Annotated in this window: 24 protein-coding genes, 1 tRNA gene and 1 pseudogene; 14 read left to right on the top strand and 12 right to left on the bottom strand. The window is 60.1% G+C overall.

The annotated features are described in order from the left end of the window. The first annotated feature begins 93 nt into the window (after positions 1–93). A complete protein-coding gene (locus tag ACEW8J_RS01215; RefSeq protein ID WP_373489804.1) occupies positions 94–411 on the top strand; it encodes a hypothetical protein in 318 nt (105 codons plus the stop codon). A 248-nt stretch (positions 412–659) separates the two neighbouring features. Continuing rightward, complete coding sequence (gene putA, locus ACEW8J_RS01210) at positions 660–4,139, top strand: bifunctional proline dehydrogenase/L-glutamate gamma-semialdehyde dehydrogenase PutA (protein ID WP_373489803.1); 3,480 nt, start codon at positions 660–662, stop codon at positions 4,137–4,139. A gap of 271 nt (positions 4,140–4,410) precedes the next feature. Here the strand turns inward: putA and ACEW8J_RS01205 are convergent, their stop codons facing one another. Next, positions 4,411–5,193 carry a pyrroline-5-carboxylate reductase family protein gene (locus ACEW8J_RS01205; protein ID WP_373489802.1) on the bottom strand — a complete coding sequence of 261 codons (783 nt, stop codon included), beginning with the start codon at positions 5,191–5,193 and terminating at the stop codon, positions 4,411–4,413. Positions 5,194–5,373: 180 nt separating this feature from the next. Here ACEW8J_RS01205 and proB point away from each other — a divergent pair, with 180 nt between their 5' ends. Further along, positions 5,374–6,540 carry a glutamate 5-kinase gene (gene proB / locus ACEW8J_RS01200; RefSeq protein WP_373489801.1) on the top strand — a complete coding sequence of 389 codons (1,167 nt, stop codon included), beginning with the start codon at positions 5,374–5,376 and terminating at the stop codon, positions 6,538–6,540. On the opposite strand, the gene ACEW8J_RS01195 is transcribed toward proB, so the two are convergent. Further along, positions 6,537–7,001: a MarR family winged helix-turn-helix transcriptional regulator gene (locus tag ACEW8J_RS01195; RefSeq protein ID WP_373489800.1), complete on the bottom strand. Its 465-nt coding sequence runs from the start codon at positions 6,999–7,001 to the stop codon at positions 6,537–6,539. The two genes, proB and ACEW8J_RS01195, sit on opposite strands and share 4 nt — an antisense overlap. Positions 7,002–7,078: 77 nt before the next feature. Next, positions 7,079–7,504, bottom strand: a complete 426-nt coding sequence (locus tag ACEW8J_RS01190; protein WP_373489799.1) for an Rrf2 family transcriptional regulator — start codon at positions 7,502–7,504, stop codon at positions 7,079–7,081. A gap of 83 nt (positions 7,505–7,587) precedes the next feature. Here ACEW8J_RS01190 and ACEW8J_RS01185 point away from each other — a divergent pair, with 83 nt between their 5' ends. From ACEW8J_RS01185 to ACEW8J_RS01175, 3 genes are read left to right on the top strand one after another with little or no spacing between them, the layout of a single operon-like run. Continuing rightward, complete coding sequence (locus ACEW8J_RS01185) at positions 7,588–8,052, top strand: group III truncated hemoglobin (RefSeq protein ID WP_373489798.1); 465 nt, start codon at positions 7,588–7,590, stop codon at positions 8,050–8,052. Beyond that, the gene (locus ACEW8J_RS01180; RefSeq protein WP_373489797.1) at positions 8,046–8,489 is read left to right on the top strand and encodes a hypothetical protein; all 444 of its coding nucleotides are present in this window, start codon (positions 8,046–8,048) and stop codon (positions 8,487–8,489) included. The genes ACEW8J_RS01185 and ACEW8J_RS01180 overlap by 7 nt, the downstream gene beginning before the upstream one ends. Next, positions 8,489–8,788: a DUF1971 domain-containing protein gene (locus ACEW8J_RS01175; RefSeq protein WP_373489796.1), complete on the top strand. Its 300-nt coding sequence runs from the start codon at positions 8,489–8,491 to the stop codon at positions 8,786–8,788. Before ACEW8J_RS01180 ends, ACEW8J_RS01175 begins: the two co-directional genes overlap by 1 nt. Before the next feature lie 28 nt (positions 8,789–8,816). Here the strand turns inward: ACEW8J_RS01175 and ACEW8J_RS01170 are convergent, their stop codons facing one another. The 3 genes from ACEW8J_RS01170 to ACEW8J_RS01160 are packed head-to-tail and all read right to left on the bottom strand — an operon-like array spanning position 8,817 to position 14,884. Continuing rightward, entirely contained in the window at positions 8,817–12,053 is a 3,237-nt protein-coding gene (locus ACEW8J_RS01170) for an efflux RND transporter permease subunit (protein WP_373489795.1), read from the bottom strand. Then, positions 12,050–13,393: an efflux RND transporter periplasmic adaptor subunit gene (locus ACEW8J_RS01165; protein ID WP_373489794.1), complete on the bottom strand. Its 1,344-nt coding sequence runs from the start codon at positions 13,391–13,393 to the stop codon at positions 12,050–12,052. The genes ACEW8J_RS01170 and ACEW8J_RS01165 overlap by 4 nt, the downstream gene beginning before the upstream one ends. Continuing rightward, positions 13,394–14,884: an efflux transporter outer membrane subunit gene (locus ACEW8J_RS01160; RefSeq protein ID WP_373489793.1), complete on the bottom strand. Its 1,491-nt coding sequence runs from the start codon at positions 14,882–14,884 to the stop codon at positions 13,394–13,396. 148 nt (positions 14,885–15,032) lie between these two features. On the opposite strand from ACEW8J_RS01160, the gene ACEW8J_RS01155 reads away from it, so the two are divergent. Continuing rightward, positions 15,033–15,674 carry a TetR/AcrR family transcriptional regulator gene (locus tag ACEW8J_RS01155; RefSeq protein WP_373489792.1) on the top strand — a complete coding sequence of 214 codons (642 nt, stop codon included), beginning with the start codon at positions 15,033–15,035 and terminating at the stop codon, positions 15,672–15,674. Positions 15,675–15,690: 16 nt separating this feature from the next. Here the strand turns inward: ACEW8J_RS01155 and ACEW8J_RS01150 are convergent, their stop codons facing one another. Continuing rightward, on the bottom strand, positions 15,691–16,338 hold the full coding sequence (locus ACEW8J_RS01150; protein ID WP_373489820.1) for a heme exporter protein CcmB: 648 nt from the start codon (positions 16,336–16,338) through the stop codon (positions 15,691–15,693). Beyond that, positions 16,338–16,964, bottom strand: a complete 627-nt coding sequence (ccmA, locus tag ACEW8J_RS01145; protein WP_373489791.1) for a heme ABC exporter ATP-binding protein CcmA — start codon at positions 16,962–16,964, stop codon at positions 16,338–16,340. The genes ACEW8J_RS01150 and ccmA overlap by 1 nt, the downstream gene beginning before the upstream one ends. 43 nt (positions 16,965–17,007) lie before the next feature. Here ccmA and ACEW8J_RS01140 point away from each other — a divergent pair. Next, positions 17,008–17,313, top strand: a pseudogene (locus tag ACEW8J_RS01140) (4a-hydroxytetrahydrobiopterin dehydratase); the annotation flags it as partial. Between the two features lie 3 nt (positions 17,314–17,316). On the opposite strand, the gene ACEW8J_RS01135 reads toward ACEW8J_RS01140, so the two are convergent. After that, the gene (locus tag ACEW8J_RS01135; RefSeq protein WP_373489790.1) at positions 17,317–18,150 is read right to left on the bottom strand and encodes an SDR family oxidoreductase; all 834 of its coding nucleotides are present in this window, start codon (positions 18,148–18,150) and stop codon (positions 17,317–17,319) included. Between the two features lie 109 nt (positions 18,151–18,259). Here ACEW8J_RS01135 and ACEW8J_RS01130 point away from each other — a divergent pair, with 109 nt between their 5' ends. Genes ACEW8J_RS01130 through ACEW8J_RS01115 form a run of 4 tightly spaced genes read left to right on the top strand, consistent with a single transcriptional unit; the run spans position 18,260 to position 21,888 of the window. Further along, entirely contained in the window at positions 18,260–19,033 is a 774-nt protein-coding gene (locus tag ACEW8J_RS01130; RefSeq protein WP_373489789.1) for an ATP-binding cassette domain-containing protein, read from the top strand. Then, positions 19,030–20,565 carry an ABC transporter permease/substrate-binding protein gene (locus ACEW8J_RS01125; RefSeq protein ID WP_373489788.1) on the top strand — a complete coding sequence of 512 codons (1,536 nt, stop codon included), beginning with the start codon at positions 19,030–19,032 and terminating at the stop codon, positions 20,563–20,565. The genes ACEW8J_RS01130 and ACEW8J_RS01125 overlap by 4 nt, the downstream gene beginning before the upstream one ends. 2 nt (positions 20,566–20,567) lie before the next feature. After that, positions 20,568–21,092 carry a hypothetical protein gene (locus ACEW8J_RS01120; RefSeq protein ID WP_373489787.1) on the top strand — a complete coding sequence of 175 codons (525 nt, stop codon included), beginning with the start codon at positions 20,568–20,570 and terminating at the stop codon, positions 21,090–21,092. Between the two features lie 19 nt (positions 21,093–21,111). Continuing rightward, positions 21,112–21,888 (top strand): SDR family NAD(P)-dependent oxidoreductase, encoded by a 777-nt coding sequence (locus tag ACEW8J_RS01115; RefSeq protein ID WP_373489786.1) that lies wholly within the window; start codon positions 21,112–21,114, stop codon positions 21,886–21,888. An 18-nt stretch (positions 21,889–21,906) separates the two neighbouring features. Here ACEW8J_RS01115 and ACEW8J_RS01110 read toward each other — a convergent pair whose 3' ends face one another. Further along, positions 21,907–22,524, bottom strand: a complete 618-nt coding sequence (locus ACEW8J_RS01110; RefSeq protein ID WP_373489785.1) for a DNA-3-methyladenine glycosylase — start codon at positions 22,522–22,524, stop codon at positions 21,907–21,909. A 92-nt stretch (positions 22,525–22,616) separates the two neighbouring features. Here ACEW8J_RS01110 and ACEW8J_RS01105 point away from each other — a divergent pair, with 92 nt between their 5' ends. After that, positions 22,617–22,934 carry a 2Fe-2S iron-sulfur cluster-binding protein gene (locus ACEW8J_RS01105; protein WP_373489784.1) on the top strand — a complete coding sequence of 106 codons (318 nt, stop codon included), beginning with the start codon at positions 22,617–22,619 and terminating at the stop codon, positions 22,932–22,934. Between the two features lie 639 nt (positions 22,935–23,573). Here ACEW8J_RS01105 and ACEW8J_RS01100 read toward each other — a convergent pair. Both ACEW8J_RS01100 and rlmB read right to left on the bottom strand, forming a co-directional pair. Continuing rightward, positions 23,574–24,299 (bottom strand): hypothetical protein, encoded by a 726-nt coding sequence (locus ACEW8J_RS01100; RefSeq protein ID WP_373489783.1) that lies wholly within the window; start codon positions 24,297–24,299, stop codon positions 23,574–23,576. Between the two features lie 2 nt (positions 24,300–24,301). Beyond that, positions 24,302–25,048 carry a 23S rRNA (guanosine(2251)-2'-O)-methyltransferase RlmB gene (rlmB, locus tag ACEW8J_RS01095; protein ID WP_373489782.1) on the bottom strand — a complete coding sequence of 249 codons (747 nt, stop codon included), beginning with the start codon at positions 25,046–25,048 and terminating at the stop codon, positions 24,302–24,304. Positions 25,049–25,184: 136 nt separating this feature from the next. Between rlmB and ACEW8J_RS01090 the strand changes: the two genes are divergently transcribed. Further along, positions 25,185–25,270 (top strand) — tRNA-Tyr (locus tag ACEW8J_RS01090). Positions 25,271–25,304 lie beyond the last annotated feature (34 nt).

Genomic DNA, 25,304 nt, shown 5'->3' with positions numbered 1-25,304 from the left:
TGTCGCTCTGTCGAATACATATGCTGCATATCTATCGGAGTCATCGGCTCTCGTCCTTTAACAGCGGCGTGAATTCCGGAATGGAAGTTGACCATGACGGCAATACGTTTTGTCTCGACAAAGGTTGCCAGCTGCCTGCCGGTTCGGATCGGCACAAGATCCCGGCCCAAAATGTCTGCAACTTTCCGGTCCGCAACGCATTATCCTGTCATGGAACAAAAGCGCGCGCCGAAGAGACCGGATCATTCCGCCGCCGCAGACCGGGACATGGAAGGTCAGGAGATAGAAAGCGGCAAGGCCCGTGGCGGCGAGATTATTCTGAACAAGCGCTCGCGGCGCGCGATATTCGCGGGCGGGCTTGTCGCATGGGGTCTGTTCATGATCATTGTCGCGCTGATCGGCTATGGCTGAGCCGGAGCGCGCTACTTATTCTGTCCCGGGCTCTTGTCTCCTGGCATCGGCAACAGGATGGCCATCTTCTGCTATCAGCAAGGGGCCGACGCGACAAAGGTTGCGTTCGAAACCGGAAATGCGATATTCGCTGTTTCACACTCAGCTGATCACCACGACCATTGCTTTGCTCATTGTCCGGTTCACGGTGATATTCGCAGCTATAGATCCAGAAAATATCGGCAAATCTGCCAGGGAAATTTTGACCAATGCATACACTGATTGATTACCGGGAAAAGGTTCGCGCCCATCATCGCACCGATGAAGCAGAGATCCTCGAATATCTGATCTCGAACTTCGGCCCCGACAAGAACACGCGCCAGCGGATTCAGGAGCGGGCGATCCAGGTGGTCAAGGATGTCCGCAGCGCTTCGGGTCCGACCCTGACCGAAAGCTTCCTCGGCCAATATGGCCTGTCGACCGACGAGGGGCTTGCCTTGATGACGCTGGCAGAGGCCTTGTTGCGTGTGCCCGACAATCAGACGATCGATGAACTGATCGAAGACAAGATCGGCCCCTCCAACTGGCGCGAACATATCGGCCAGTCCGAAAGCTCGCTCGTCAACGCGTCGACCTACGCGCTGGAGATGACACGCAGCGTGATCCATCAGCCAGCCAGCCGCGGGCCGCTGGATGCCTTGCGCGGCGCCATCAAGCGATTGGGCGAACCGGTGATCCGGGCCGCGGTGCGGCAGGCGATGAAGGAACTCGGCAATCAGTTCGTGCTCGGCGAAGACATGAAGCTGGCGCTCAAGCGGGCGAAGAAATGGAAAGCCAAGGGCGCGACTTATTCCTATGACATGCTCGGAGAGGCAGCGATCACCCAGGAAGGGGCCGATGAATATTTTGCTGCATATGCCGACGCGATCAGGGAAATCGCGAGCGTCGCCGATTCCGATGATCTGCGGGAGAATCCCGGGCTTTCGATCAAATTGTCGGCACTCTATCCGCGCTACGAGATGAGCCAGCAGGCCAAGGCGGTTCCCGCTCTCGCAGACCGGGTCGGCGAGTTGGCGCGCGCCGCGCGCGACGCCAATATCGGCCTGAATATCGATGCCGAGGAAGCCTTTCGTCTCGGCCTGTCGCTCGACATGATCGAGATGGTGCTCAGCGATCCGCGCCTCGCCGGCTGGGACGGCTTTGGCGTCGTCGTGCAGGCCTTTGGCAAGCGGTCCAGCTTCGTGCTCGACTGGCTATATTGTCTGGCGACCCAGCTTGACCGCAAGATCATGGTGCGGCTGGTCAAGGGCGCCTATTGGGACAGCGAGATCAAGCGCGCGCAAATGGATGGCGTGCCCGACTTTCCGGTGTTCACGACCAAATCGGCAACCGACATCAGCTATATCTGCTGCGCCGCCCAGCTGCTCAAGATGACCGACCGCATCTACCCGCAATTTGCCACCCATAATGCGCACAGCGTTGCCGCCATCCTGGAGATGGCGGGCAACAATCAGGATTATGAGTTCCAGCGGCTGCACGGCATGGGCGAAACCTTGCACGAAGCGCTGCTGCGCAATGAAAAAGTGCGGTCGCGAATCTATGCGCCGGTCGGGAAACATCGCGAATTGCTGGCCTATCTGGTCCGGCGTCTGCTGGAAAATGGAGCCAACTCGTCCTTCGTCAACCAGCTGGCCAATCATTCCGTCGAAGCCGAAATGATCGCCACCGATCCGTTCGAGACGTTGGACGCCGATCAGCAGGCGCACCGTTCGAAGATATTGCAGCCTGCTGATCTGTATCAGCCGGAACGCGTCAATTCGCGCGGCTGGGATCTGGCCAACCGGACCGACATGAATGATTATGTAGCCGAACGCGCGCCCTTTGCCGAAAAGCTGTGGCGCGCGTCTCCGATCACGACACGGCCGGTCACCAGCGGCTGCGCGCGGAAGATATTCAATCCGGCGTTCAGCGACAATCAGATCGGCGAAGTGATCGAGGCGGATGAACAGCAGGCCGACGATGCCATCGAAGATGCCCGCATCTGGGACGCACCCGTTGCCGAGCGGGCGGCGGTCCTGCGGCGTGCGGCCGATCTGTATGAACAGCATCACGGCGAAATTTTTGCCTTGCTGGCGCGGGAAGCGGGCAAGACCCAGTTTGATACGATCGCCGAATTGCGCGAGGCTGTCGACTTCTTGCGCTATTATGCCAAGGAAGCGGAGAAACGTCCGGAGGACAAGCCGCGCGGCATCATCAGCTGCATCTCGCCCTGGAATTTTCCGTTGGCGATCTTCACCGGCCAAATTGCGGCGGCCCTGGCTGCGGGTAACGCGGTGCTGGCGAAGCCGGCGGACCAGACTCCGTTAATCGCGGCGCTCGCAACCAATTTGCTGCACGAAGCAGGCGTCCCGGCGGCGTCGCTGCAGCTGCTGCCGGGCCCTGGCGCAACCGTCGGGGCCGCGATCAGCGGCGATCCCCGCATCAATGGCGTGTGCTTCACCGGTTCGACCGCAACGGCGCAGACCATCCACCGCAATATCGCCGAAAATGGCCAGCCGGATTCGCTGCTGATCGCCGAGACTGGCGGTCTGAACTGCATGATCGTCGATTCGACTGCGCTGCCGGAACAGTCGGTGCGCGATATCATCACCTCCGCTTTCCAGTCCGCCGGGCAACGCTGTTCCGCCTTGCGGGTGCTCTACCTGCAAAAGGATATCGCCGAACCGTTTCTGAAAATGCTGAACGGGGCAATGTCCGCCCTCGAACTGGGCAATCCCTGGTGGCTGGCAACCGATATCGGCCCGGTCATCGATCAGGCGGCGCAGGACAAGATCAGCGCGCATATCGCCTCCGCTCAGAAGGAAGGCCGCTTGCTGATCCAGCTGGACTGCCCGCAGGAAGGCCATTTTGTCGGCCCGGCGGTGATCAAGGTCGGCGGAATCAACGATCTGGCAGAAGAGATTTTCGGCCCGGTCCTGCATGTTGCCACATTCGAGAATGACGAGCTCGACACCGTCATCCGCGATATCAACAATCGCGGATATGGGCTGACCTTTGGCCTGCAGACCCGGATCGAGCGCCGCATCGACAAGCTGACCAGCGCGTTGAAGGTCGGGAATATTTATGTCAATCGCAACCAGGTCGGCGCGGTGGTCGGGTCTCAGCCGTTCGGTGGAGAAGGCCTGTCCGGTACGGGCCCGAAGGCTGGAGGACCGCATTATCTGCCGCGCTTCTATGCAAGCTCCCGGCTGATGATGCCGGCCCATCACGGTGAGATCCTTGATGAGGAGGCAGTACAGGCGGCACTGGACAAGCTCCCCGCTGCCAGCACACAGCCGCAGAGCCGGGACATGATGCCGGGGCCAACCGGCGAATCGAACGAGCTGTTCACCTATGCCCGCGGCAAGATTTTGTGCCTCGGGCCGACATCGAACGATGCGATGCAACAGGCGCAGACCATCGTTCAGCAGGGCTGTGAACCCCTGGTCTGCGTCCCCGGTGCCACCGGAGACAAGACTCTCGACGGCTTTGTCCCGCGCGAATATCTGTCGCGCCTGACCGGTCTGGATGCCATTGTCTGCTGGAGCGATAGCGATGATATCCGCGCCATCCGCATGGCGCTGGCGGAACGCGACGGACCGTTGATCCCGCTTGTCACCGACGAAGAATTTGCCAGCCAATGTTTGGTCGAACGCCATGTCTGCATCGACACGACCGCCGCAGGGGGCAATGTGTCCCTGCTGACCTGAGGGCCATTGCCGGATGCCAAGGATTCCCGTTATCTGGCACGGACCTACCGGGGAACTTCGATGGCGGTGTAAACCCGATATCTGTATTCGGAGACAGCGCTCTTTGACGCGGCCAGGGTGAACGGATTGCTCATGGGTCTCGCGGCAGGGATCCACAAATGTCCCGGTCGACAGGGGAACACCACCTGAGTGAACACCTCGTCATAGACATCATTCAGCGCCAGCCCCTGCTGCGCCAGCGGCATGGGCGCATCAGGGGAACTGGCGTCTTCTATCTGAGTGCCAGCGCGCGCTGGTAAGCGGCCGCCAGCGTATCGCGGATCAGCGAGGAAAATTCATCATTTCCGTTCAATGCCGCGAGGCCGGCTGCGGTGGTGCCGCCCTTGCTGGTGACGCTGGTACGCAAGTCCTCGAGCGACTGGTCGGATTGCTGCGCCAGTTCCAGCGCGCCCCGAACGGTTCCCAACACCAGCTTGTGCGCGTCGGCTTCATTGAAGCCCAGATTTTCCGCGGCTTCGACATAGGCGCGCAGCATCTCGAATATGTAGCCGGGTCCGCTTCCGGCCACCGCTGTCAGCCGATCGAGCATGTCTTCACTGTCCACCCAGACGATTTCGCCGGAGCATGTGGCGAGCGCCTCTATCTCGTTTGCCGCCGCGTCGGTGACGCTGCCATGCGCATAGAGGCCGCTGACGCCCTTGCCGATCAGGGCGGGGAGATTGGGCATGATACGGATCACCGCTCGACCTGGCGCATGCGCCGCCAGCCGTTCGGCGGAATATCCGGCGGCGATCGAACTGATCACGCCCGACGGCGCCAGATGCGGCAAATAGGCGGGAAGCACATCGTCAATCAGCTGCGGCTTCAGCGCAACGATCAGATAGTCGAAACTGGTCTCGTCCAGATCATCGGCAGAGCGGGCATGGGCCATGCCTTTTGGCAGATCCGGATCGGCCGGATCAGCGACGGTGAACCTGTGATCGGTTTTGTCGGCCCAGGCCTTGAGCAGCGCACCACCCATGTTCCCGCATCCGAGGAGCAATATTTTTTTCAAATCAGTCTCTTGCTTATGTTATAAGGAGCATCTCGATATACTTAGAATACAAAACACACATGTCAACAAATGCTATTTATTAAAGCTTTCCCGCAAAAACAGATATTTTGATCACTAAATTATTGCACTGGGCGGGATCACTCCCTACCTCGATGACCAGTGAAGAAGGGCATATATCGAATGGTACAAGGCAAAACAATCGTTGTTAAAGTCGGGTCCAGCCTGCTTGCCAATGCAGAACGGCTAACGCCGCGCTGGGCTTTCATGCATAATTTGCTGGAAGACCTCGCCCGGCTGCGGGAAAGCGGTGCAAAAGTCATATTATGTTCGTCCGGGTCGGTTGCCCTGGGGATGAATATGATCGGCGAGCGGCCGGAGACCGCAGGTCTGCGAGACAAGCAGGCCGCTGCCGCGTGCGGCATGCCGCTCCTGCTCAACGGCTACAAGCAAGTCGCTCATGAATATAATTTCGAAATTGCCCAGGTGCTGGTGACCTTGCGCGACCTGGAGGATCGCAATCGGTTCCTCAATACCAAAAACACCGTCGATCGGCTTCTGGTTGCCGATATCATGCCGATCATCAACGAGAATGACACGATCACGACCCAGGAGATACGGGTGGGTGACAATGACCGGCTATCGGCAAAAATAGCGCAGATGCTGCAGGCGGACATCTTGGTCATCCTGACCCAGGTCGATGGCCTGTTTGATCGGGACCCGTCCGAACCGGGAGCCCAATTGGTCGAGGAGCTGAGCGATGTTTCCCCCTATCTGGCGGTGACCGAGGGCGTGAGCAGCCTCGGCAGTGGCGGGATGCTGACCAAGATCCAGGCGGCGCACATGGCGCAGAATGCCGGTTGCGAGACACTGATCGCGCATGGCGAATATGAGCAGCCAGTGACCTCCGTGCTGAACGGGCAAAGACGGCATACCAGGATTCTGGCCAATGAACGGCCCGAATCGGCCTGGGCCAACTGGCTGTCCGACCGGCTGCAGATGGCGGGAAGCATCGTGGTCAAGGCGGAGACGGCCGAAGCCTTCAAATCCGGCCCGCGTCATATTGGCCGGGAAGATGTGCTCTCGATCCAGGGTCCCTATGTCAAGGGCGACGTCATTCATATTTACGGCGAGTCCGGCAGCGAGCTGGCGAGGGGGCTGACGAATTTCTCGTCCGACGAAACCATGGCGCTGGCCCGCAATCCCAGCCTGTCAGCGATGCAACTCCTGGGATATAAAACGGGCGGCACGCTGATCACCGACAAGAATATGATTGTCCTTGATGATCGGCATCTGCCCTGGGATCTACCCTCTGGCGAGGGTATGACGGACGTGACGCGCCTGGACTAGATTTCGCCAATCTCCAGAATGGGCGCGGAGTCGATGCGATTGGCGTCCATCATCACCGCGATCCGCTGGACAGACGAAATGAGCAGATTCTGCTCCCATGGTTCCAGTCTCGACAGGGCCAGCAGAAAATCTTCCTGCAACAATTCCGGGGCGTTCTGGATGCATGTTCTGCCCTTTTCGGTCAGTATGATTTCCACCGACCGTCCGTCATTCTCGCTTTTTTCCCTCGTCACCATGCCGGATTTCTCCAGTCGGTCGACAATCGACGTGACCGTCGCATGCGACAGATGGACCGATTTAGCGATTACCGATGGCTTGGCCCGACCCTCCTCGACCAGGGCCTTCAACAGCAAAAGTTGCGGGGTGGTCTGACCGGTCTCTTTCTCCAGCTTCTTGGAGTGCAGATCGATTGCCCGGTTGATCTGGCGCAGGGCCACCAGAAGTGCGTTTGAATTTGACATGCCCGATCCGATACAGGCTTTTGCCGTCAATAGCCCAGCAGATTGTAGTTTTTAATGGTCTGGCGACCGATCCGTCCTCATTCCCAGACGGATCGGAACCGGGTCCTGTCGCCGATCAGATCCGCCACGCTATATCCGTCCAGATGGCGCAGAAAGGCCTCGATTCCGTCGGCCAGCACATGCCGTAGACCGCAGACGGGAGTGACAATACAGTCACCGCCAGCCTGATCGAAACATTCGACAAAGCCGCCATATTCCTCAAATGTCCGGACGACATGACCGACGTTGATGGCCGCGGCGGGCTGGTTCAGCAACAATCCGCCGCTGCGTCCGCGAATGCTGTCGACAAAGCCCTCGGCCACCAACCGCTGGGCAACCTTCATCAGATGATTTTTGGAAATGCCATATTGATCGGCAATGGTGGCGATCGACTGGTGGCCGTCATGGGCGGCCAGATACATCAACGTGCGCAGCGCATAATCGGTGTGAACGGATAATCTCATAAAAGATGCATATCATATATTGCATTCTAATACAAAGCAGCATAAACAGTGCATATGAAATGCATCTTAACCGAGTCGAAATCATGACCGAACCAAGCTATGCCGAACGCGCCAGAGCGAAGAAGATGGCTCAAGCCCATGCGCTGGGCATTGATGATACGCTGATCTCCAATCTGGTCGAGACTTTCTATGGTGCCATTCGCAGTGATGCACTGCTCGGTCCCATATTCGAGGCCCATGTCGCAGACTGGACGCCGCATCTGGCCCGGATGAAAGATTTCTGGGCTTCGGTAACGCTGGAGTCCGGGCGTTTCCGGGGTAATCCCATGCTCAAGCATATTGCCGTCGGGGGCCTCGACAATCTGCATTTCGACCGTTGGCTGGTGCTCTGGAACCGGACGCTGGATGACGTCCTGTCCAATGATGCGGCGGCGCAGGTTTTCCGTGAGGCCGCTGACCGTATCGCGTCCAGCCTGCTGACTGGCATCAAGGTCCAGCGCGATGGTCTCGAGTCCATTTCCAGACCAAAGGAGAAGCAATCATGTTGATGGATTTTCAGATGGAAGGCGGCCAGGCGATCACCGCTGAAATCACCGCTGAAATGCAGGACCTTTCCGAGCGATATCGCGCACCTTCGCACGAAAGCCGTAATTTTGAACTGCCCGCTTCGGTCTGGGTAACGATGTTCGGTTCTTATGCTCTGTTTTTCACGGCCTTGTTCGTCGCCACCGGTCACGGCACGGCTGCGATATTCTCGCTCGTGATCAGCATCGCCTATACCGTCATGTATTTCGGCACGGCGGCGGTCCTGAACAATGTCAGCGCGGCCGAACGAAAATTACTGCCTGCGGCTCAGACCCCCGGCGGAATCGAAACGCAAACGGGCTGGATGGACTATTCAGCTGCTTATGCCCAGATTTTGACGGTACCGATATTGCTGGCCGTCTTTGCCTGCGCCTTTGCCGTCATCCGGGCTCTGGTCTGATGACCGGCGCGTCGACACCAGCCGATCCTTATGGCGCTTCCCCAATATTCGACGAGAACAGCCTGCCGGACAAATTGCGCAACGAGCATAGCACCAAGGAGGGCACCTGGGGATTGCTCCGCGTCCTGCAAGGCGAGGTCGAGCTGATCTTTCTCGATCCGCCTTCTGAACGCCTCGTCACGGTCGACGATCCCGCCCCGATTCCGCCGCAGGCGCGGCATTTCGTCAGACTGGTCGGCCCGATGACAATGCAGGTCGAATTCTACCGCGCCCATCCCTTTTCGGGCGCAGAGGACTGACCGCTGCCGGCGACTTGATCCCGAGCCATCACGCCTCGGAGCGCTTCGCAAACAGATTGTTCCAATATGTTTTCGCGCGCCGCTTCCCGACATATTCCATCATCGTCAGCGCCGGGATCAGCAATTGCAGGATGATCGCGCCGAACAATACGCCAAAGCCCAGGCTGGCCGACATCGGAATCAAAAACTGTGCCTGCAGGCTGGTTTCAAAGGTGATCGGGGCAACGCCGAGAAAGGTTGTCAGCGACGTCAGCATGATCGGCCGAAAGCGCGATTTCGTTGCATTGATGATCGCTTCCTCGATCTCCATGCCGTCGCGCAGATTCTCGTTGATGAAGTCGATCAGGATCAGCGACCCGTTGACGATCACGCCGGACAGCGCGATGATGCCGAATATGCTGAGCACGCCGAGCGGTAGACCGAGGATCAGATGGCCGATCAGCGCGCCGATGACGCCAAACGGAATCACCGCCATGATGATCAGCGGCTGCAGATAGGATCGGAACGGGATGGCGAGCAACGCATAGATCATCAGCAAGGCGGCGAGAAAGGCAATCCCCAGGTCCCCGAAGGATTCCTGCTGCTCCTGCTGCTCGCCCCCGAAACTGTACAGCAATTGCGGATAGTCCGCCTGCAGCGCGGGCATGATGTCATCGGTCAGCGCCTCCGCAATCTCCTGGCTGGTGACCACATTGGTGTCGATATCGGCGGTCACCGTCGTGATCCGGCGGCCGTCGGTCCGCCGGATGACCGAGGGAGCGTAACCGAATGACACATCCGCCAGCATGGCAAGCGGCACTTCGCCCCCCGGCACCCGCACCCGGAACCGCTCGACATCGACGATCGAGTTGCGTTCCGCTTCGGGCAGCCGGATATAGACGCGCATATCTTCCTTGCCCCGCTGTACCCGCAATGCTTCGCTCCCGAAGAAAGCCGCGCGCACCTGCAGCGCGACATCCTGCAGGGTGACGCCCAGCGACCGGGCCTCGGGTTTCAGTCGCAGCTGGATTTCCTTCAGCCCCGTATCCTGGTCACTCTCGATATCGAAGACGCCGGAAAAGCGGTTGAGCCTTTCGATCAGTTTCTCGGAAGCGGCTTCCACCACGGCTGGATCGGGATCGGAAATTTGCACGTCGACCGGTGCGCCAATCGAAATCAGGTCCGACGCAAAGGCCAGTGATCGTGCTTCGACAATCGGTCCGACGGTCTCGCGCCATGCATTTTCGAAATCCCGTGAAGCCAGTTCCCGCTGGTCGCCCGGTATGAAACTGAACTGCACACTGGCGATATTGGACGCAAAACTGCCGCCCTGGGCTTCGGGTCCGGTGGCGCGCGGCGACTGTCCGATCAGGGTGAATATCCCGCGCAACGGTGACGGAGATTCATCAGCGGTTTGCGCTTCAAATTTTGCATAGGCTTCGCGGCCACCCGCTTCGATCAGCCGGGCGATTCTCTCGGTTTCCGCGATCGTCGTTCCGGTTGGCATTTCCAGGTTGGCGGTTACGACATCGGCCTCGATCGCCGGAAAGAAGGAACTTTTGATAATGCCTGCCGGGACCAGCGATCCGATCAGGATCAGCAGCGCGAGGCTGCCGGCCAGGATCACGAACGGCATGCGCACGGAAAATCTCACGGCCCGATCGAGCGGTCCGTTGACGAAGGCCTGGTAATAGACATCCACCTTGGCCTGAACCCGCTCGAAAAAGCGGGTGACAGGATTGCGTGTCGGCGTACCGGGTGCGGGCAGATGGCTGAGATGGTTGGGCAGGATCAGCAGGCTTTCGACCAGCGACAGGAACAGCACCGACACCACCACCAGCGGAATGTCGGCCAATATCTTGCCGATCACGCCGCCGATCGCGAACAGCGGCGAGAAAGCAGCGACAGTGGTCAGCACGGCAAAGATCACCGGCATCGTCACGCGCCGCGCGCCGCTGACCGCAGCCCCCATGCCGGTGCGACCGCTTTCGCGCCGGGCATAGACACTCTCGCCGACAACGATCGCATCGTCGACCACCAGCCCCAGGGCCAGAATGAAACCGAACAGCGAGAACATGTTGATGCTGGACCCGGCCAGATCGAGCAGGAAAATCGCGCCGACAAAGGTCACGCCAATGCCCAGGGCGGTCCAGCCCGCCAGCCGGATATCGAGGAACAGGGTGAGCGCGATGAGAACCAGGAACAGGCCGATCGCCGCATTTTTCAGCAGCAGGCTCAGCCGATCATTCAGCAACTCGCTGTCGTCGCTCCAGATCGCATAGGAAATGCCCTCCGGCAGCGAATGCGCGAAGTCGCCCTCGAGATAGTCCAGGGTGGCACGAGACACATCAAGCACCCGTTCATCGCTGGTCCGGAAAACCTCGACAAAGGCGACCGGCTTGCCGTTGTACAGCGACACCAGATCGGAATCCTCGAATTCGTCCCGGATATTGGCGATCTGTCCGAGCCGGATTAGAGCGCCATTTTCATTGCTGACCAGCACGATATCCTCAAAATTCTGCTGGTTGTAATTTTGACCGATCGTGCGCACGCGCACTTCTTCGCTGACCGTATCGATCGACCCGGCCGGACTATCGAGACTGCTCGCGGCAACGGTTCGCGCTATGTCATTGAGCGACAGGCCAAAGGCCTGCAACGTATCTTGCGGCACTTCGATCGAAACCTCGTAATCGCGGATCGAACTGGTATCGACAAAGGAAATTTCGGGCAGGGCCGCCAGCCCGTCCTCCAGCCGATAGGCGGTTTCCTTCAGCGCTTCCTCCGACACATCGCCGAAAATCGCCACCCGGACCACGCTCTGGCGCGTGGTCAGTTCGCGTATTTTGGGTTCTTCCGCATCATCCGGAAAGGACTGGATCTGGTCCACTTCGGCCTTGATATCATCCAGCGCCCGATTGATATCGGTTCCGAGCTTGAGTTCGACCGACACCGTGCCGGTATTTTCAGCCGCATTGGACTTGACCTGTTTGACATTCTCGACCGCTTCAACCGCTTGCTCGATCTTCTGGACGATGGATTCCTCGATCTCGTCCGGCGTCGCCCCGGGATAGGTCACGCTGATCTGAATCGTATCGAGGCTGTTCTCGGCGAAAACCTCCTGAACGATCGTCCGGTAGGATGCGATGCCGGCAACGAACAGGAAGATCATCAGCAGATTGGCGGCCACGCCGTTGCGCGCCATGAACGCGACCACGCCGCGCTGCTCCATGATGGCCTTGCTCGGCTGCTCCGGCTGGGCAGGATCAGGGTCGGTCGAATTCGTCATCGCGCGGGCTTGGCTGTTGCGGCTTTTTCTGGCTCACGCGGCGCGGCAATCCTGACCCGCAGTCCCTCGGTTGCGATTTTCAGATTGCCGGTAACGACAACCGGCTTGCTGCCCAGTCCACTGGTGCTGATCAACGCAACCTTGTCGGTCCGCTGGTAGATATCGACGGTGACAATGTGCAATTTTCCGTCCCGGACCAGCCAGATCTTGTTGCCCGCCTGCAAGGCTGCCAGCGGCAGCACCGCATAGGCATCGAGCGCCTGCCCGGTAATCTCGGCATTGACAAAATTGCCGACGAGCAGCGGAGGGGCACCGGATGCCGTCGCAGATTTTCCTTCATTTTCGGGCACAGCGGCTGGCGCGCCGCTGCCGGTGGGATTGAGAACCCGCAGAAACACATCGATCGTGCGGGTTTGCGGATTGAGCAACCCGTTGACCCGGTCGACATAGGCCGGCCAGCGATAGCGAATGCCGCCATAATCGGCAAAGACCGATGCTTCGATCCGATTGCCGGACCCCGCTCGGAACAATCCCGGAATCAACGCCGCCTCGCTTGCCGACAGCGGAATGACCGCTTCATAATCTGCGGTCGCCACCATCGAACCCAGCGACTGGCCAGGCTGCACATAGCTGCCCAGCGCGATCTGTTCGGTGCGGACAATGCCGGAAAACGGTGCCCGAACCGTGGTCCGTTGCAAGGCCGTCTGGGCATTGGCCAGATTGGCCTGCGCGCGCCGCAGTCCGGCACGCGCGGATTGCAGCTGCGGCTGCCGGGTTGCCAGGCCGTTGGTAGCGATATTCTGTCTGGCCTGCGGCTTGCCCGGTTGCGCTTTCTGCGACAATATGTCCGGAGGCAATATCTGGGCAGCATAATCGCTGCGGTCGACGCTGGCATAAGCATTGCCGCTGACACCGCGTTGCTCGAAGCGCTCCAGTTCGGCCTTGGCCAGCGCCACTTCCTCCTGCGCCTGCATCAGCGCCACCCCTTGCGACGCGACATCGGCCTGTGCCGTCTGTACCGCGTTGCGATAATCCGACGTATCGATGCGAAACAGGGTGGCGCCGCTCGCCACCCGCTGCCCTTCGCGCAGGTCCGGATGGACATAGACCAGCTTGCCGGCCACTTCTGCCGCCAGCGTCAGTTCCTCGCGCGCCTGCACCGTGCCGGCGCCGCTGACCATCAGATTTCCCGAACGTATTTCCAGCGGCACAGCCTGGACCAGCGGAATCAGGTCCTCCGGCGGCTTCTCTTCCGGATCGGATCGGAGCAGGATCAATGTGGCAGCGATCACGATTGCCACGAGCAGGATCAAGCCGCCGATTACGCGTTGCCTGTGCACTTATTCTTCTCCCTGAATGGCTTGAGGGTCGGCGACAATGGCTGACTGGTCCGGGTCTTCTGGCAATTCGTCCCAACTGCCGCCCAGCGCGCGATGCACGCCCATCCGCGCCAGGGCAACGTCGCGCGCCGCCGACGACAAGGATGACTGCACCTGATATTGCGCTCTGAGCGCATCGAGATAATCGACATAACTGCCGACGCCATTGGCAAAGCGGCGGGACTGCAGCTCTGTCGCTCCTCTCGCTTCATCGAGTTGCGAGAACAGGAACCGGTAGCGTTGCCGTTCCTCTTCATAGCGTTCGATGGCGGTCCCCGCTTCCTGATAAGCGGTCAATAGGGTGCGCGCATAGGCCGCGGTCTGCTGGGCATATTGGGCATCGGCGATCTCGATATTGGCAGTGATCCGCCCGCCTTGGAAAAGCGGTGCGGTCAGGCCGGCACCCAGGTTCAATACCCAATTGTCGAAAATATCGAACACCCCCGAAGGCGTCCCGGCCTGACTGCCAGTCCCCGCAGAAAGGCTGAGCGAGGGGAAGCGTTCGGCGCGCCGCGCGCCCAGAGTATAGCGCGCCGATTCCAGCCGCTGGCTTTGTGCGAATACGTCCGGTCTTTGGACCAGCAGATCGATCGGCAGGCCGGCAGGCACCGACTCGAAAATCAGCTTTGGCGTCAGGTCCTTGCCGAGCAGTTCATCCATATTGTTGGAATATCGGCCGACCAGCACGGCCAGCTGGCCCTCGGTCGCGGTCCGTTGCGCCTCCCGTTGCGGCAGGCTGGCCTGCACATTGCGGAAATCCTGGCGGACCTGATAAAGCTCGAAGGACGTGACCAGCCCGCGGCGATAGCGGTCTTCGGTCTGCTCGACGCGGTCCCCGAGAACATCGATAATCCTGGTGGTCAGCGCGATCTGATGGCGGGTGTCGACAAGGTCGAAATAGCTGGTGATGGTTTCCGCCAGCACCGCCAGACGGACCGCGTGCAGATCGGCGGCAGCGGCAATCGCGTCGGCTCGCCCGGCGCGCGCCTGATTGCGCAGTTTGCCCCAGATATCGAGTTCGTAGGAAAAGGCGAGGCTGGAGGAATAGGTCTCGTTCTGCAGCCGCGCTCCGCCGGCGATGGCACCAAAGTTTGTGCCAGCGGTGGGGGAATCCGAATAGCTGCTGTTCAGCCCTGCATTGACCTGCGGAAACAGACCGCTTCTGGAGAGGCGCGCCTGCGCTTCCGCGGCCCGCAAGCGAGCCGAGGCTTCTGCCAGGTCAAGATTCCGGCTCAGCGCCTCGTCGAGCAGATTGTCGAGCACCGGGTCCTCAAAGGCGGCCCACCAGCGGGATGGCTGATAGGGTCCTGCGGTTTCGCTGTGATCAAATGCCGCAGGAACGCCGGCAGCAATCCCGGGCGCTGCGGACTCGGGGGCCAGGCTCGCACAACCGCTGACCGCCGTCGCTATCGCGCATATCAGAAACAGGCGACTTCGGGATCGGTTGGTCACAGGGTCATCCGCGATTGGAGCTGCTTGGACTTTACCAAGTCTCGATAATATGCCAACAATAGAAATGAACGTCAACGTTTGATTTGTACGATGACGTTCATTTTGATATATCATAACAGATTGAAAATGGCGAAGAGAGGATGGGACCGTGGCAGTCACGGATATTAATATCGGGATAGAACGAACGGACCGGCCGTCGAGCCAGCGGAAAATCGCCAAGATTCTCGCTGCCGCCCGCGTCGAGTTTTTTGCCAACGGTTTTTCCGCGACCAGCATCGAAGCCATCGCCGCCCGCGCCGAAGTCTCGAAAGTCACGGTTTACAGCTGGTTCCAGAGCAAGGAAAATCTGTTCGGCGAAGTGGTCAAGGCGGAATGTTGCGATATGAGCCAGAATTATGTCGTCGAAAATTTGCAAACCATGGGTCTGCGGGAGACGCTGATCCTGGCCGCCGAGAGCATGATGAATTTCGTGATGCGGGACGAAATCGTGCGCTTTGATCGAATCCTTGCCGCGGAAGTGAACCGCGATCCCAAGATCGGGCAATATTTTCTCGACAACGGCCCGCGTGCCTTGCTCGGAAATCTGATCACGCTCCTGCAAAGTTCGATCGACAAAGGCGAAATCAAGAGCGCCGACCCGCAATCATCGGCGGAAATGTTTGCCGCTCTTGTCTTCGGCCGAATCGACGTGTTTCTGCGCTACGGCGAGAAAATCAGTCTGACCCCCGAAGAACGCCGCGAGCGCGCCGAGCGCGCCGTCGATGCATGGATGCTGATCCACCAGAATTAGCCGTACGCGTCCGCCCTTATTCCCTGGCCGCCCGCAAAGCCGCGCCCGCCGCAAAGGGCGTGATCGCCACCAGCAACAGCGATATCGCGCCAAGAAACAGCAACGCGCTGCCCCCTTGTGCAGACAGGCTGCCGGCGCCGAAAATCAGCAGCGGGATCGCCAGCGGCACCAGCAGCAATCCGCCGAGCGCGCCGGCCCCTTTCAGGCCCGCGGTCAGCGCCGCGATCATTACCGCCAGCCCCGCCAGCGCCGGAGTCGCGATCGCCAGACTGGCGAGCAAGATACCGAGAGCCGCGCCTTCCAGGCCCATCAGGCCGCTCGCCAGAAAGGCTGCCAGCAACAGCGGCGGGCCAAACGCCAGCCAGTGCGAGACCAGCCGTGCTGCTGCTAAGATTTCATCTGAAAAACCGCGCACAATCAGCTGATCATGAACGCCATTTTCCAGATCGGGCTGGATCAGCCGGTCGAGCGGTAGCAGCGTCGCCAGCAACGCCGCGATCCACAATATCCCGCCACCTGTTCGCAGCAGCAGTTCCCGGTCCGGACCCACGGCAAAGGGAAACAGCGTCGCCGCCGACAGATAGAAGATTACCGGCAGCCAGGTTCCGCCGCTGGCATAGCTTTGCCGCACATCGCGCCAGATGATCGTGGCGAGACTGCCGATCATGAATAAGCTTCCAATTCTTCCAGCGGCTCCAGCCGCAGGTGGAGATCAAAGGCGATCGGCAACGGGATATGACTGGCGGTCAGAATGGTCCCGCCGCCATCCAGATGGTGCTGCAGCACCAGCCCCAGTTGCGCGACCGAATCGCTATCAAGGCCGTTGGCCGGCTCGTCGAGAAGCCACAGCCTTGCGTCCGCCAGATAGGTTCGCGCCAGCCGCGCCCGCTGTCGCTGTCCGGTCGAGAAATAGCGCACTGGCACTTCGGCCAGATAGCCAAGCCCCGCGCGCTCCATCGCCGATGTCACATCCGAATCGTCCTTGCCGTCCAGCCTCGCCCAGAAGCGCAAGGCCTGTTCGAGCGGCAGCTGCTCGTCCAGCGCCAGCCGCTCATCACATAGCGCCTTTGCCTCGGGGACCTGGCACGATCCCGCCGCCGGCGCGAGCAATCCCGCCAGCAGCCGCAGCAGGCTCGATTTGCCGACTCCGTTCGGCCCGGTGAGCAATCCCGCCTGACCCGGCTCCAGCGCGAAATGCAGTCCGCGAAACAATATCCGGCCGCCGCGCACACAGCCCAATGCTTCGGCCCCGAGCCGATCGCTGCTTCCGGTTGACTGTCCCTCGTTCATCGCTCAGACTTAAGGCACGAATTGGCGCGAAAGCCAAGCAAGGAGCAACAATATGGTAGCGCAACTGACCGAGGACGAACGCAGGACGGCTCTGGCGGAGCTCTCTGACTGGGAATATGATCCGGAGCGCGACGCGATCCGCCGCTCGTTCAAATTTGGCGATTTCACCGAAGCCTTTGCCTTCATGACCCGCGTCGCCCTGCACGCGGAAAAGGCCGACCATCATCCCGAATGGTTCAATGTCTACAACAAGGTCGACATCACGCTGACCACCCATGATGCCGGCGACAAGGGCGGCCTGTCGCAGCGGGACGTGGATCTGGCCAAGGTGGTAGGGGACTGCCTCTAGCCGCTATTTTTCGTCCGCACCGGCCAGCACATCGCCGAGATTGCTGGCTAGGCTGACCGACTGCTTGCGCACCCGGCCGGGCATCCAGCGCGCGGCAAAGGCCAGCTGTCTGGCCATCTTGTTGACCGGTGTGTGCACCTTGTCGCCATGCACCGCAGCCCAGGCTGCCGGCCCGATGATCGACACCGGGCTGACCATGACGCCCGCTTCTTCCAGCCGTTGCTTGCCGCTTTGGTTGCTGCCCTCGACCACCGCGGAAATGATATTGGTGTCGATGAATCCCGGCATCAGCGAGCGCGACTTGATGCCATATTTGCGAAACTCGATATCATGCGATTCGGCCAGCCCGCGCACCGCAAATTTGGTTGCGCTGTAGACGCTGAGATCGGCCACCCCGTAAATGCCCGCCGCTGACGCGGTATAGAGGACGCAGCTGTCCGGCGTGGCCTTCAATATCTCGAAACAGGCGCGGGTGCCGCTGATCACCCCGGTCAGATTGATCGCGATCATCCGGTCGATCGCCGCATCTTCCATCTCCTGGATCGCGCCGCCTTCGCCTATCCCGGCATTGTTGAACAGCACCGTCATCTTGCCGCCGGTGATCGCGCCAAATTCGGCCACCGCCTGCTGCCACTGCGCCCGGTCGGTCACGTCCAGCCGGTGGATCGAACTCTGCCCTTCGGGCAGCAGTTCCGCCGTTTCGCTCATGCCCTTGTCATTGACATCGGCAATCCCGACGAACCAGCCCTTTTCGGCGAAATAGCGCCCGACTTCGCGGCCCAGACCGGACGCGCCGCCGGTGATGAAGATCGTCTTTTGCCCGCTCTGATAGCCCATGAATCCGCTCCCGCCTCGTTATTGACATTGATGTTTATTCGAGCCGTTTTTGCCAGTCTCGTCAAGTGGGGTTGGACATGCAAGGCAAAGCGCGTCACAATATATCTCGATGCCTGTTTCCGGTCCTTCGATCAGCCTGCACCAGCTGAGCCGCCATTACGCTACGGTTCGCGCGGTCGACTCGGTATCGCTGGAAATCGCCGCTGGCACGCTGGTCGCCCTGGTCGGCCTGTCGGGTTCGGGCAAATCCACCCTGCTCAAGATGATCAACCGGCTGGTGGAACCGACCGAAGGCACGGTCCGGATTGGCGGGGAAGCGGCCGACTCGATCGACCCCCATATCCTGCGCCGCCGGATCGGCTATGTGTTCCAGAATATCGGCCTGTTTCCGCATATGACCATTGCCCGCAATATCGCCATCGGGCTCGAGCTGGCCGGGGACAAGGAAGGCCGCGATGCGCGCGTCGCCGAATTGCTTGATCTGGTCGAACTGCCCCGGGAAATGGCCAGCCGGATGCCCGATCAGCTGAGCGGCGGCCAGCAACAGCGGGTCGGCGTCGCTCGCGCGCTGGCGACGCGGCCGGGCCTGATGCTGATGGACGAACCGTTCGGAGCACTCGATCCGGTCACCCGCGACAATCTGACCGACCAGTACAAGGCGCTGCATGACAAGCTCGGCCTGACCACGATCATCGTCACCCATGACATGGCCGAAGCACTCTATCTCGCCGACCGCATCCTGGTGATGGACGGCGGCCAGATCCGGGCGGATGCCACGCCGGCCGAACTTCTCTCCGGCGATGCCGGCGAGGAAGCGGAAGCTTTGGTCGCCATTCCCCGCGCCCAGGCCGCGCATCTGATCGCGCTGAGCAGGAAATCATGAACGGCCCCTGGAAGCAGGCGCTGGCCCGCGTCCCGGAGCTGCTGGCGGCGCATGTCCAGCTCAGTTTCTCCGCCCTGCTGCTGGCGATGGTCATTTGCCTGCCGCTGGCCATCTGGGCGGCGCGCTCACCGAGAATTGCCGCGATCGCTCTGGCCGTTGCCAGCCTCATCCAGACCATCCCGGGCCTCGCCTTGCTGGCGCTTTTCTATCCTTTGCTGCTCGGCCTGTCGGCGCTGATCGGCGGCGGCATTTCCGCTTTCGGTTTCCTGCCGGCCTTGCTCGCCCTGACGCTCTATGCATTGCTGCCGATTCTGCGCAACGCGGTGACCGGCCTGACCGGCGTCGATCCGGCAGCCAGCGAGGCAGCAGACGGGCTGGGCATGACCGCCTGGCAAAAATTGCAATATGTCGAAGCGCCGCTGGCGGCGCCGACGATCATGGCCGGCATCCGGACGGCGGCGGTGTGGACGATCGGCGCGGCGACGCTGTCGACCACTGTCGGCCAGCCGAGCCTGGGCGACCTGATCTTTGCCGGACTGCAGACGCAGAACTGGACATTGGTGCTCGCCGGCTGCCTGTTCTCGGCGTTGCTGGCGATATCGGTCGATCTGCTGCTGGGGCTAATCGAACGGGGAATCCGCGAGCGCCGCAGACTCTTGGCGCTAGCCGGAACGGCGCTGATCGCGGCGGGACTGGTGATCGCGACCTTGCCGCTGCTGATCGCGCGCGACAATGTCGTGGTGATTGGCGCGAAAAGCTTCTCCGAGCAATATATCCTCGCCCGGCTGATCGGCTCCCGGCTGGAAGAAGCGGGCTATACCGTCCGCTACCGGGACGGTCTGGGGTCCGCGGTCGTCTATCAGGCCCTGTCGGCGGGCGATGTCGACGTCTATGTCGATTATTCGGGCACGCTCTGGACCAACCAGATGCAGCGCACCGACCGCCCGCCGAAGGGGACAATGCTCGACACGATCAAGCAATGGACCAGCGCTGAACATGGCGTCACCATGCTCGGGGCGCTGGGATTTGAAAATACCTATGCCTTTGCCGTGCGGTCCGCAGATGCAAGGGACAAATCGCTCAGGACGCTGGACGATCTGGCGCGGGTATCAAGCGATTTCACCTTCGGCACCGATGTCGAATTTCTCGAACGGCCCGAGTGGCAAATGGTCCAGGACGCTTACCCGATCCGTTTCAGGAACGCCCGTTCGTTCAACCCGACTTTCATGTATCCGGCTCTGGCCAGCGGCGAAGTGGACGTGATTTCCGCCTTTTCTTCCGATGGCCGGATCGCCGCCAATAATTTTGTCGTGCTGGAAGACGGCAAGGGCGCCGTCCCCTCCTATGAAGCAATAATGCTGCTGGCGCCGGAACGCGGCAACGACGATGCACTGGTGCAGGCACTCAATCCGCTGATCGGCGCAATCACGGTGGAAAATATGCGCGAAGCCAATTATATGGTCGACCGCAAAGCCGACAAGAAGACGCCGACCGGCGCCGCGCGCTGGCTGAATGACAAATTGAAGGAATGACCGTGAAATCTGGTTTTGCACATCTGTTGAAAATGGCCGCTCTGGTCGCGACGCTGCTGATCGCCTGCTTTTCGGTGACGGCAAAGGCCGAAGTGACCGTCACTTTCTATTCGCATGATTTCGGCAAGAATTTCCCGCACGCTTTCTTTGTCGCCAAGGGCGCACTGGCGGATGGCAGGAAAGTCGACACCGCCTTTGGATTTACCGCCGTCAACGTATCGCCAAGCATATTGTTCGGCTCGGTCAACGGCCATGTCAAGGCACCCTCGGCGGACTATATCGCCAGCAGCAACCCGCATTTCACCGTGAAAATCGACGACGGCAGATATCGCAAGATGATGGCGGTGGTGCAGAAATGGGAGGCCATTCCGCAAAAAAGCTACAGCCTCAACAAGCGGAATTGCGTCCATTTCATCAATGATGTCATCAAGGTGCTGGAGCTCAGGACCAACTTGAACACCGCCAACTGGAAAAAGCCGCGCTCCTTCATGGAAGAAGTCATGCGGCTCAATCCGTTTCTCAAATGACCGGAAAAGGACCTGATCTATGACCGACGTTTGCATGATAATCGGCGCCGGGGCAGGGATTGGCGGTCATGTCGGCAAGAGATTTGCGGCAGATGGCTATCATGCCGCACTGTGCCGGCGCAGTGATCAGGATGGCCTCGACGACATGGTCGCCGAGATCGAGGCGTCCGGTGGCAAGGCTTCGGGCCATCTGCTCAACGCAGTGGATGAAGGGTCGATCGAAAAGCTGATCGATGATGTCGAGGCGGACATCGGGCCGATCAATGTTCTGGTCTATAATCTCGGCGCACAGATCGGCAACCGGACGCTGGCGGACACCCCGCTCAGGACTTTTGAACTGGGCTGGCGCATGGGCAATCTCGGTGTTTTCCGGGTGGCGCAAAAGCTGTTCCCGAAAATGGTCGCACGGGGCGGTGGCGCGCTACTGGTCACATCGGCCACGGCCGCCATCCGCGGCAACGCCGGGCAGCATAGTCACGCCGCCGCCATGGGCGGCCGGCGCATGCTCTGCCAGTCGCTCAACGCCGAATTTGCCTCACAGAACATCCATATCGCTCATATCCTGATCGACAGCGCCGTGAACGCGCCGGATACACTGGGCAAGCTGCTCGGACCGGAACGCTTTGCCGAATTGCGGGATGCCAAGGCCAATGGCAAGGATGAGATCATGGAGCCAAGCGCGATTGCCGACACCTATTTCCATGTCGCCCACCAGCACCGCTCCTCCTGGACCTTCGAACTCGACATGCGCGCCTTCAGCGACACCGCCTGGTGGAACCACCCGCTGGATCTCTAGGCCCCGGTTAAAGGATCGCTACATCACCATCACATGATAATGGTGCCAGGTGAATATCGCCACGGCACCGCGATGCGGGGACCAGGCCTCGGCCATCTGGCGCACGCCCTTTTCCGAAGGCCGTTCCGGCAGACCCAGAAAATCACCGACGCCGACCTGGATTGCCAGATCACCGGCTGGCCAGATATCGGGGCGACCCTGGGCAAACAGCAGATAGATTTCGGCGGACCAGCGGCCAATACCCTTGATCGTGGTGAGCAGCGCAATCGCCGCTTCATCATCCTCGGGAAGATTGGCGAGGTCGAGTCCGCCGGAGAGGATCAGCTCCGCCAGGCTTCTGGCATAGCCCTGTTTCTGGCGCGACAGGCCGCAGGCGCGCAGTTCGTCAAATTCGGTGGCAATCAGCGCTTCCGGCGGACAGCCATCACCCAGACGCGCCTCCAGCCTGTTCCAGACCGCCGATGCTGAGGCCACGCTGACCTGCTGGCCGACGATGGTGCGGAGCAGGGTTTCATAGCCTTCCGGACGGATCCGCGGTTCCGGATAACCGGATTGGGCAATCGCCGCCGCCAGCTTCGGTTCGACAGCGCTGACATGGTCCAGCCCGGCCCTGATCATTTCTTTTGATAGGCCCATCGATTTCCCGTTCCCTTTTCGGCCCTTGATTCTTTCGGACGGTCCAGACATAGCGTGCGGGATTTTCAAATAACAGTCACTAAGGGGTAGCTATGCCAACGATTCACGTAACCGGCCGCGACGGCGAAGAAAAAGCGGTTTCCGTCGATAGCGGAATCAGCGTCATGGAAGCGATTCGCGACAATGGTTTTGACGAATTGCTGGCGCTGTGCGGCGGCTGCTGCTCCTGCGCCACCTGCCATGTCCATGTCGCCGCCGACTGGAAAGCCAAATTGCCGGACATGAGCGAAGACGAGGATGACCTGCTCGAAAGCAGCGACCACCGCGACGAATTTTCCCGGCTCAGCTGCCAGATCGAAGTCTCGGATGATCTCGACGGCCTGAAAGTCCGGATCGCCGAAGAAGACTGAATTTCCCGATCAATTAGAATGAATGTGACGACCCCCGCTCCCGTGAAGGAGAGGGTTGCGCAGACTTGGCAGTCCTGAGCTTGTCGAAGGACTGTCTGGTCGAAGCTGGGCGAGGGTGTACCGGACCTCAGTGGCACAGCAACCAACCAACGGTGCAACCTAATCCAATTGCATCTAGCCGCCTGCGCTGACGCTCCGGTGGCAAGATTTCCTATCCTTCTCCCTCAAGCGAGAAGGTGCAAAAACCGCTGTCCTACACCCGATCCAATCGGCTATTATCGCCACCGATCCCGGCCCATTCCCGGGACAGGCTCTTTGACAATTTGAATAAGCAATCCGTATCATTGCCGGACCGGTTTCGCCCTCGCCGAAAGGTCACACTCGGGGCGGTGCGGGCGTCCAACATAGCTAGGAAATCGGCGGGTGCGGGGCAAAGGTCACAGAAAATAAAAATGTGCGTCGATGTAAAGCTTGGGCTCGCACAAAGCCACAAAGCCACCAGGGATCAAAGACCGCACAAATTCCCTTGGCGCCTTCCGCTTTGCGCCTTCGCGTCTTCGCGTGTGTCCGACACGCCCACTCTCCGCACCCCGGCGCGCGAAACCGTTCATAGGCCCCAACTTTGACAAACTTTGGCGACTATTTCGCCAGTTTGACAATCGCCCGCGGACTGCCGTCCGGACCGCTCATGCCATCAACCTGCCAGCGCATGGTCTTGGTCGAACCGCTGATCGAGAGGCCATCCCCGGTATTGTTGCTCAACACTTCGCCGTCCGTCACGATGGTGAAGCTGCCATCAATCGGCTGCATCTTGGTTTCTCCCATGGGCATCGGACCCATCGCACCGGCCAATCCGCCCGGCCCTGCCATGGCCGGGGTCAATATTTCCAGCTCGCCGCCGCTGCGCCGGATGATCTGGACGAAGGGAAATTGCATGGTCGATCCTGGAATCGTGGGAAAGGCGAACATCTGGTCGAAATGACCGCTCACCGCATATTCGACCTCGAACAGGTTATCGCCCATATATTCGACCCTGTTCCAGCCGTCATATTTGGCGAGCTGGGCGGCAAATTTTTTCAGGCCTTCGTCATCACCGGGAACCGCGCCGCCGAGAATCGAGCGCATGGCTGCATTTTTCTGCTCTTCTTCCGCTCCGCTACCGGGGATCGACTCTTCATCGGCGGAGGGCAAATCCATCGGCTTGTCATCGCCTTCGGCCAATTGCATCTGGCCAACATAAGTGAAACTGTAGGTCCCGTCGTTCATCAATCGCAATTGCGATTCAAACTTTCCCGGCAACAGCAGACAAGCGGCCAGCAGCAAGGGCGCGGCCAGAGCCAGCGCCGATTTGCAATATTTCCCCATGATCACTCCCCCTTTTTTCTGGTATACTCCGCATATAAGGCAATGGCCGCGGCATTGGAAACATTCAGGCTTTCCATCTTGCTGCTCATCGGCAGCCGCGCCAGCGTATCGCAATGCGCCGCGACATTCTGCCGCAGTCCTTCGCCTTCCGCGCCCATGACCAGCGCCAGCTTGCCGGTGCCCATCGCGCTTTCCAGTTCGTCAGCGGCGTCGCCATCCAGTCCGATCCGCCAATAGCCGGCCTCGGCAATTTCATCGAGCGCCCGCGACAGGTTGACCACCCGGACCCAGGGAACAATTTCCAGCGCCCCCGAAGCCGACTTGGCCAGCACGCCCGATTCCGGCGGGGCATGGCGGTCCTGGGTGATGATCGCAGCGGCATCAAAGGCCGCGGCGGAGCGCAATATCGCGCCGACATTATGCGGGTCGGTAACCTGGTCGAGCAGCAGCAGCGGCCGGTCGCTCTGTTCGTCGAGAATCTCGCCCAGCCAGCGGTCGGGCAGGGGGTCGACATCGGCGACCATCCCCTGGTGCGGGGCGTCGCGCGGGATCACCCGGCCGAGATCGGCGACATCGCAGATCACGACTGCGATGTCCGACGGAATTTCTATCGTTGCCAGCGCCTCGCGGGTGATCGATATTTTCTTGATCACCCGTTCTGGATTGTCGAGCGCCGCCTCGATCGCGTGCCGCCCCCAGAATTTGAGTCCGCCACCGGTTTTCTTGATTGATTTGTTCTTGCGTGCCATTTTCCCCCTCTAGCGGCTAAGCAGCCTGCGGACAGCCCTTTTTTTCTGTCAATTTGCAAGGGCAGGCATTGACAGTTTGTCCTGCCTTCGTCATTGAGCCGCTCTTGTCGCCAATGGCGGCCTTGGATGCCCGGATGGACAGGTGGCCGAGTGGTTAAAGGCAGCAGACTGTAAATCTGCCCGTGTAAGCGTACATAGGTTCGAATCCTATCCTGTCCACCAACCCCCTCTAGGGGCCGCAGAGAACCAACAAACC

This window comes from Parasphingorhabdus sp., assembly GCF_041748495.1.
GTDB lineage: Bacteria > Pseudomonadota > Alphaproteobacteria > Sphingomonadales > Sphingomonadaceae > Parasphingorhabdus.
The sequence above is the reverse complement of the archived record's forward strand: the minus strand, read 5'-3'. Positions and strand labels throughout refer to the sequence as shown.

Coding starts and splice junctions, on each gene's coding strand:
- ACEW8J_RS01215 (WP_373489804.1), top strand. CDS start 94: ATGACGGCAATACGTTTTGTCTCGACAAAGGTTGCCAGCTGCCTGCCG.
- putA (WP_373489803.1), top strand. CDS start 660: ATGCATACACTGATTGATTACCGGGAAAAGGTTCGCGCCCATCATCGC.
- proB (WP_373489801.1), top strand. CDS start 5,374: ATGGTACAAGGCAAAACAATCGTTGTTAAAGTCGGGTCCAGCCTGCTT.
- ACEW8J_RS01195 (WP_373489800.1), bottom strand. CDS start 7,001: ATGTCAAATTCAAACGCACTTCTGGTGGCCCTGCGCCAGATCAACCGG.
- ACEW8J_RS01190 (WP_373489799.1), bottom strand. CDS start 7,504: ATGAGATTATCCGTTCACACCGATTATGCGCTGCGCACGTTGATGTAT.
- ACEW8J_RS01185 (WP_373489798.1), top strand. CDS start 7,588: ATGACCGAACCAAGCTATGCCGAACGCGCCAGAGCGAAGAAGATGGCT.
- ACEW8J_RS01180 (WP_373489797.1), top strand. CDS start 8,046: ATGTTGATGGATTTTCAGATGGAAGGCGGCCAGGCGATCACCGCTGAA.
- ACEW8J_RS01175 (WP_373489796.1), top strand. CDS start 8,489: ATGACCGGCGCGTCGACACCAGCCGATCCTTATGGCGCTTCCCCAATA.
- ACEW8J_RS01170 (WP_373489795.1), bottom strand. CDS start 12,053: ATGACGAATTCGACCGACCCTGATCCTGCCCAGCCGGAGCAGCCGAGC.
- ccmA (WP_373489791.1), bottom strand. CDS start 16,964: ATGAACGAGGGACAGTCAACCGGAAGCAGCGATCGGCTCGGGGCCGAA.
- ACEW8J_RS01135 (WP_373489790.1), bottom strand. CDS start 18,150: ATGGGCTATCAGAGCGGGCAAAAGACGATCTTCATCACCGGCGGCGCG.
- ACEW8J_RS01130 (WP_373489789.1), top strand. CDS start 18,260: ATGCCTGTTTCCGGTCCTTCGATCAGCCTGCACCAGCTGAGCCGCCAT.
- ACEW8J_RS01125 (WP_373489788.1), top strand. CDS start 19,030: ATGAACGGCCCCTGGAAGCAGGCGCTGGCCCGCGTCCCGGAGCTGCTG.
- ACEW8J_RS01115 (WP_373489786.1), top strand. CDS start 21,112: ATGACCGACGTTTGCATGATAATCGGCGCCGGGGCAGGGATTGGCGGT.
- ACEW8J_RS01110 (WP_373489785.1), bottom strand. CDS start 22,524: ATGGGCCTATCAAAAGAAATGATCAGGGCCGGGCTGGACCATGTCAGC.
- ACEW8J_RS01105 (WP_373489784.1), top strand. CDS start 22,617: ATGCCAACGATTCACGTAACCGGCCGCGACGGCGAAGAAAAAGCGGTT.
- ACEW8J_RS01100 (WP_373489783.1), bottom strand. CDS start 24,299: ATGGGGAAATATTGCAAATCGGCGCTGGCTCTGGCCGCGCCCTTGCTG.
- rlmB (WP_373489782.1), bottom strand. CDS start 25,048: ATGGCACGCAAGAACAAATCAATCAAGAAAACCGGTGGCGGACTCAAA.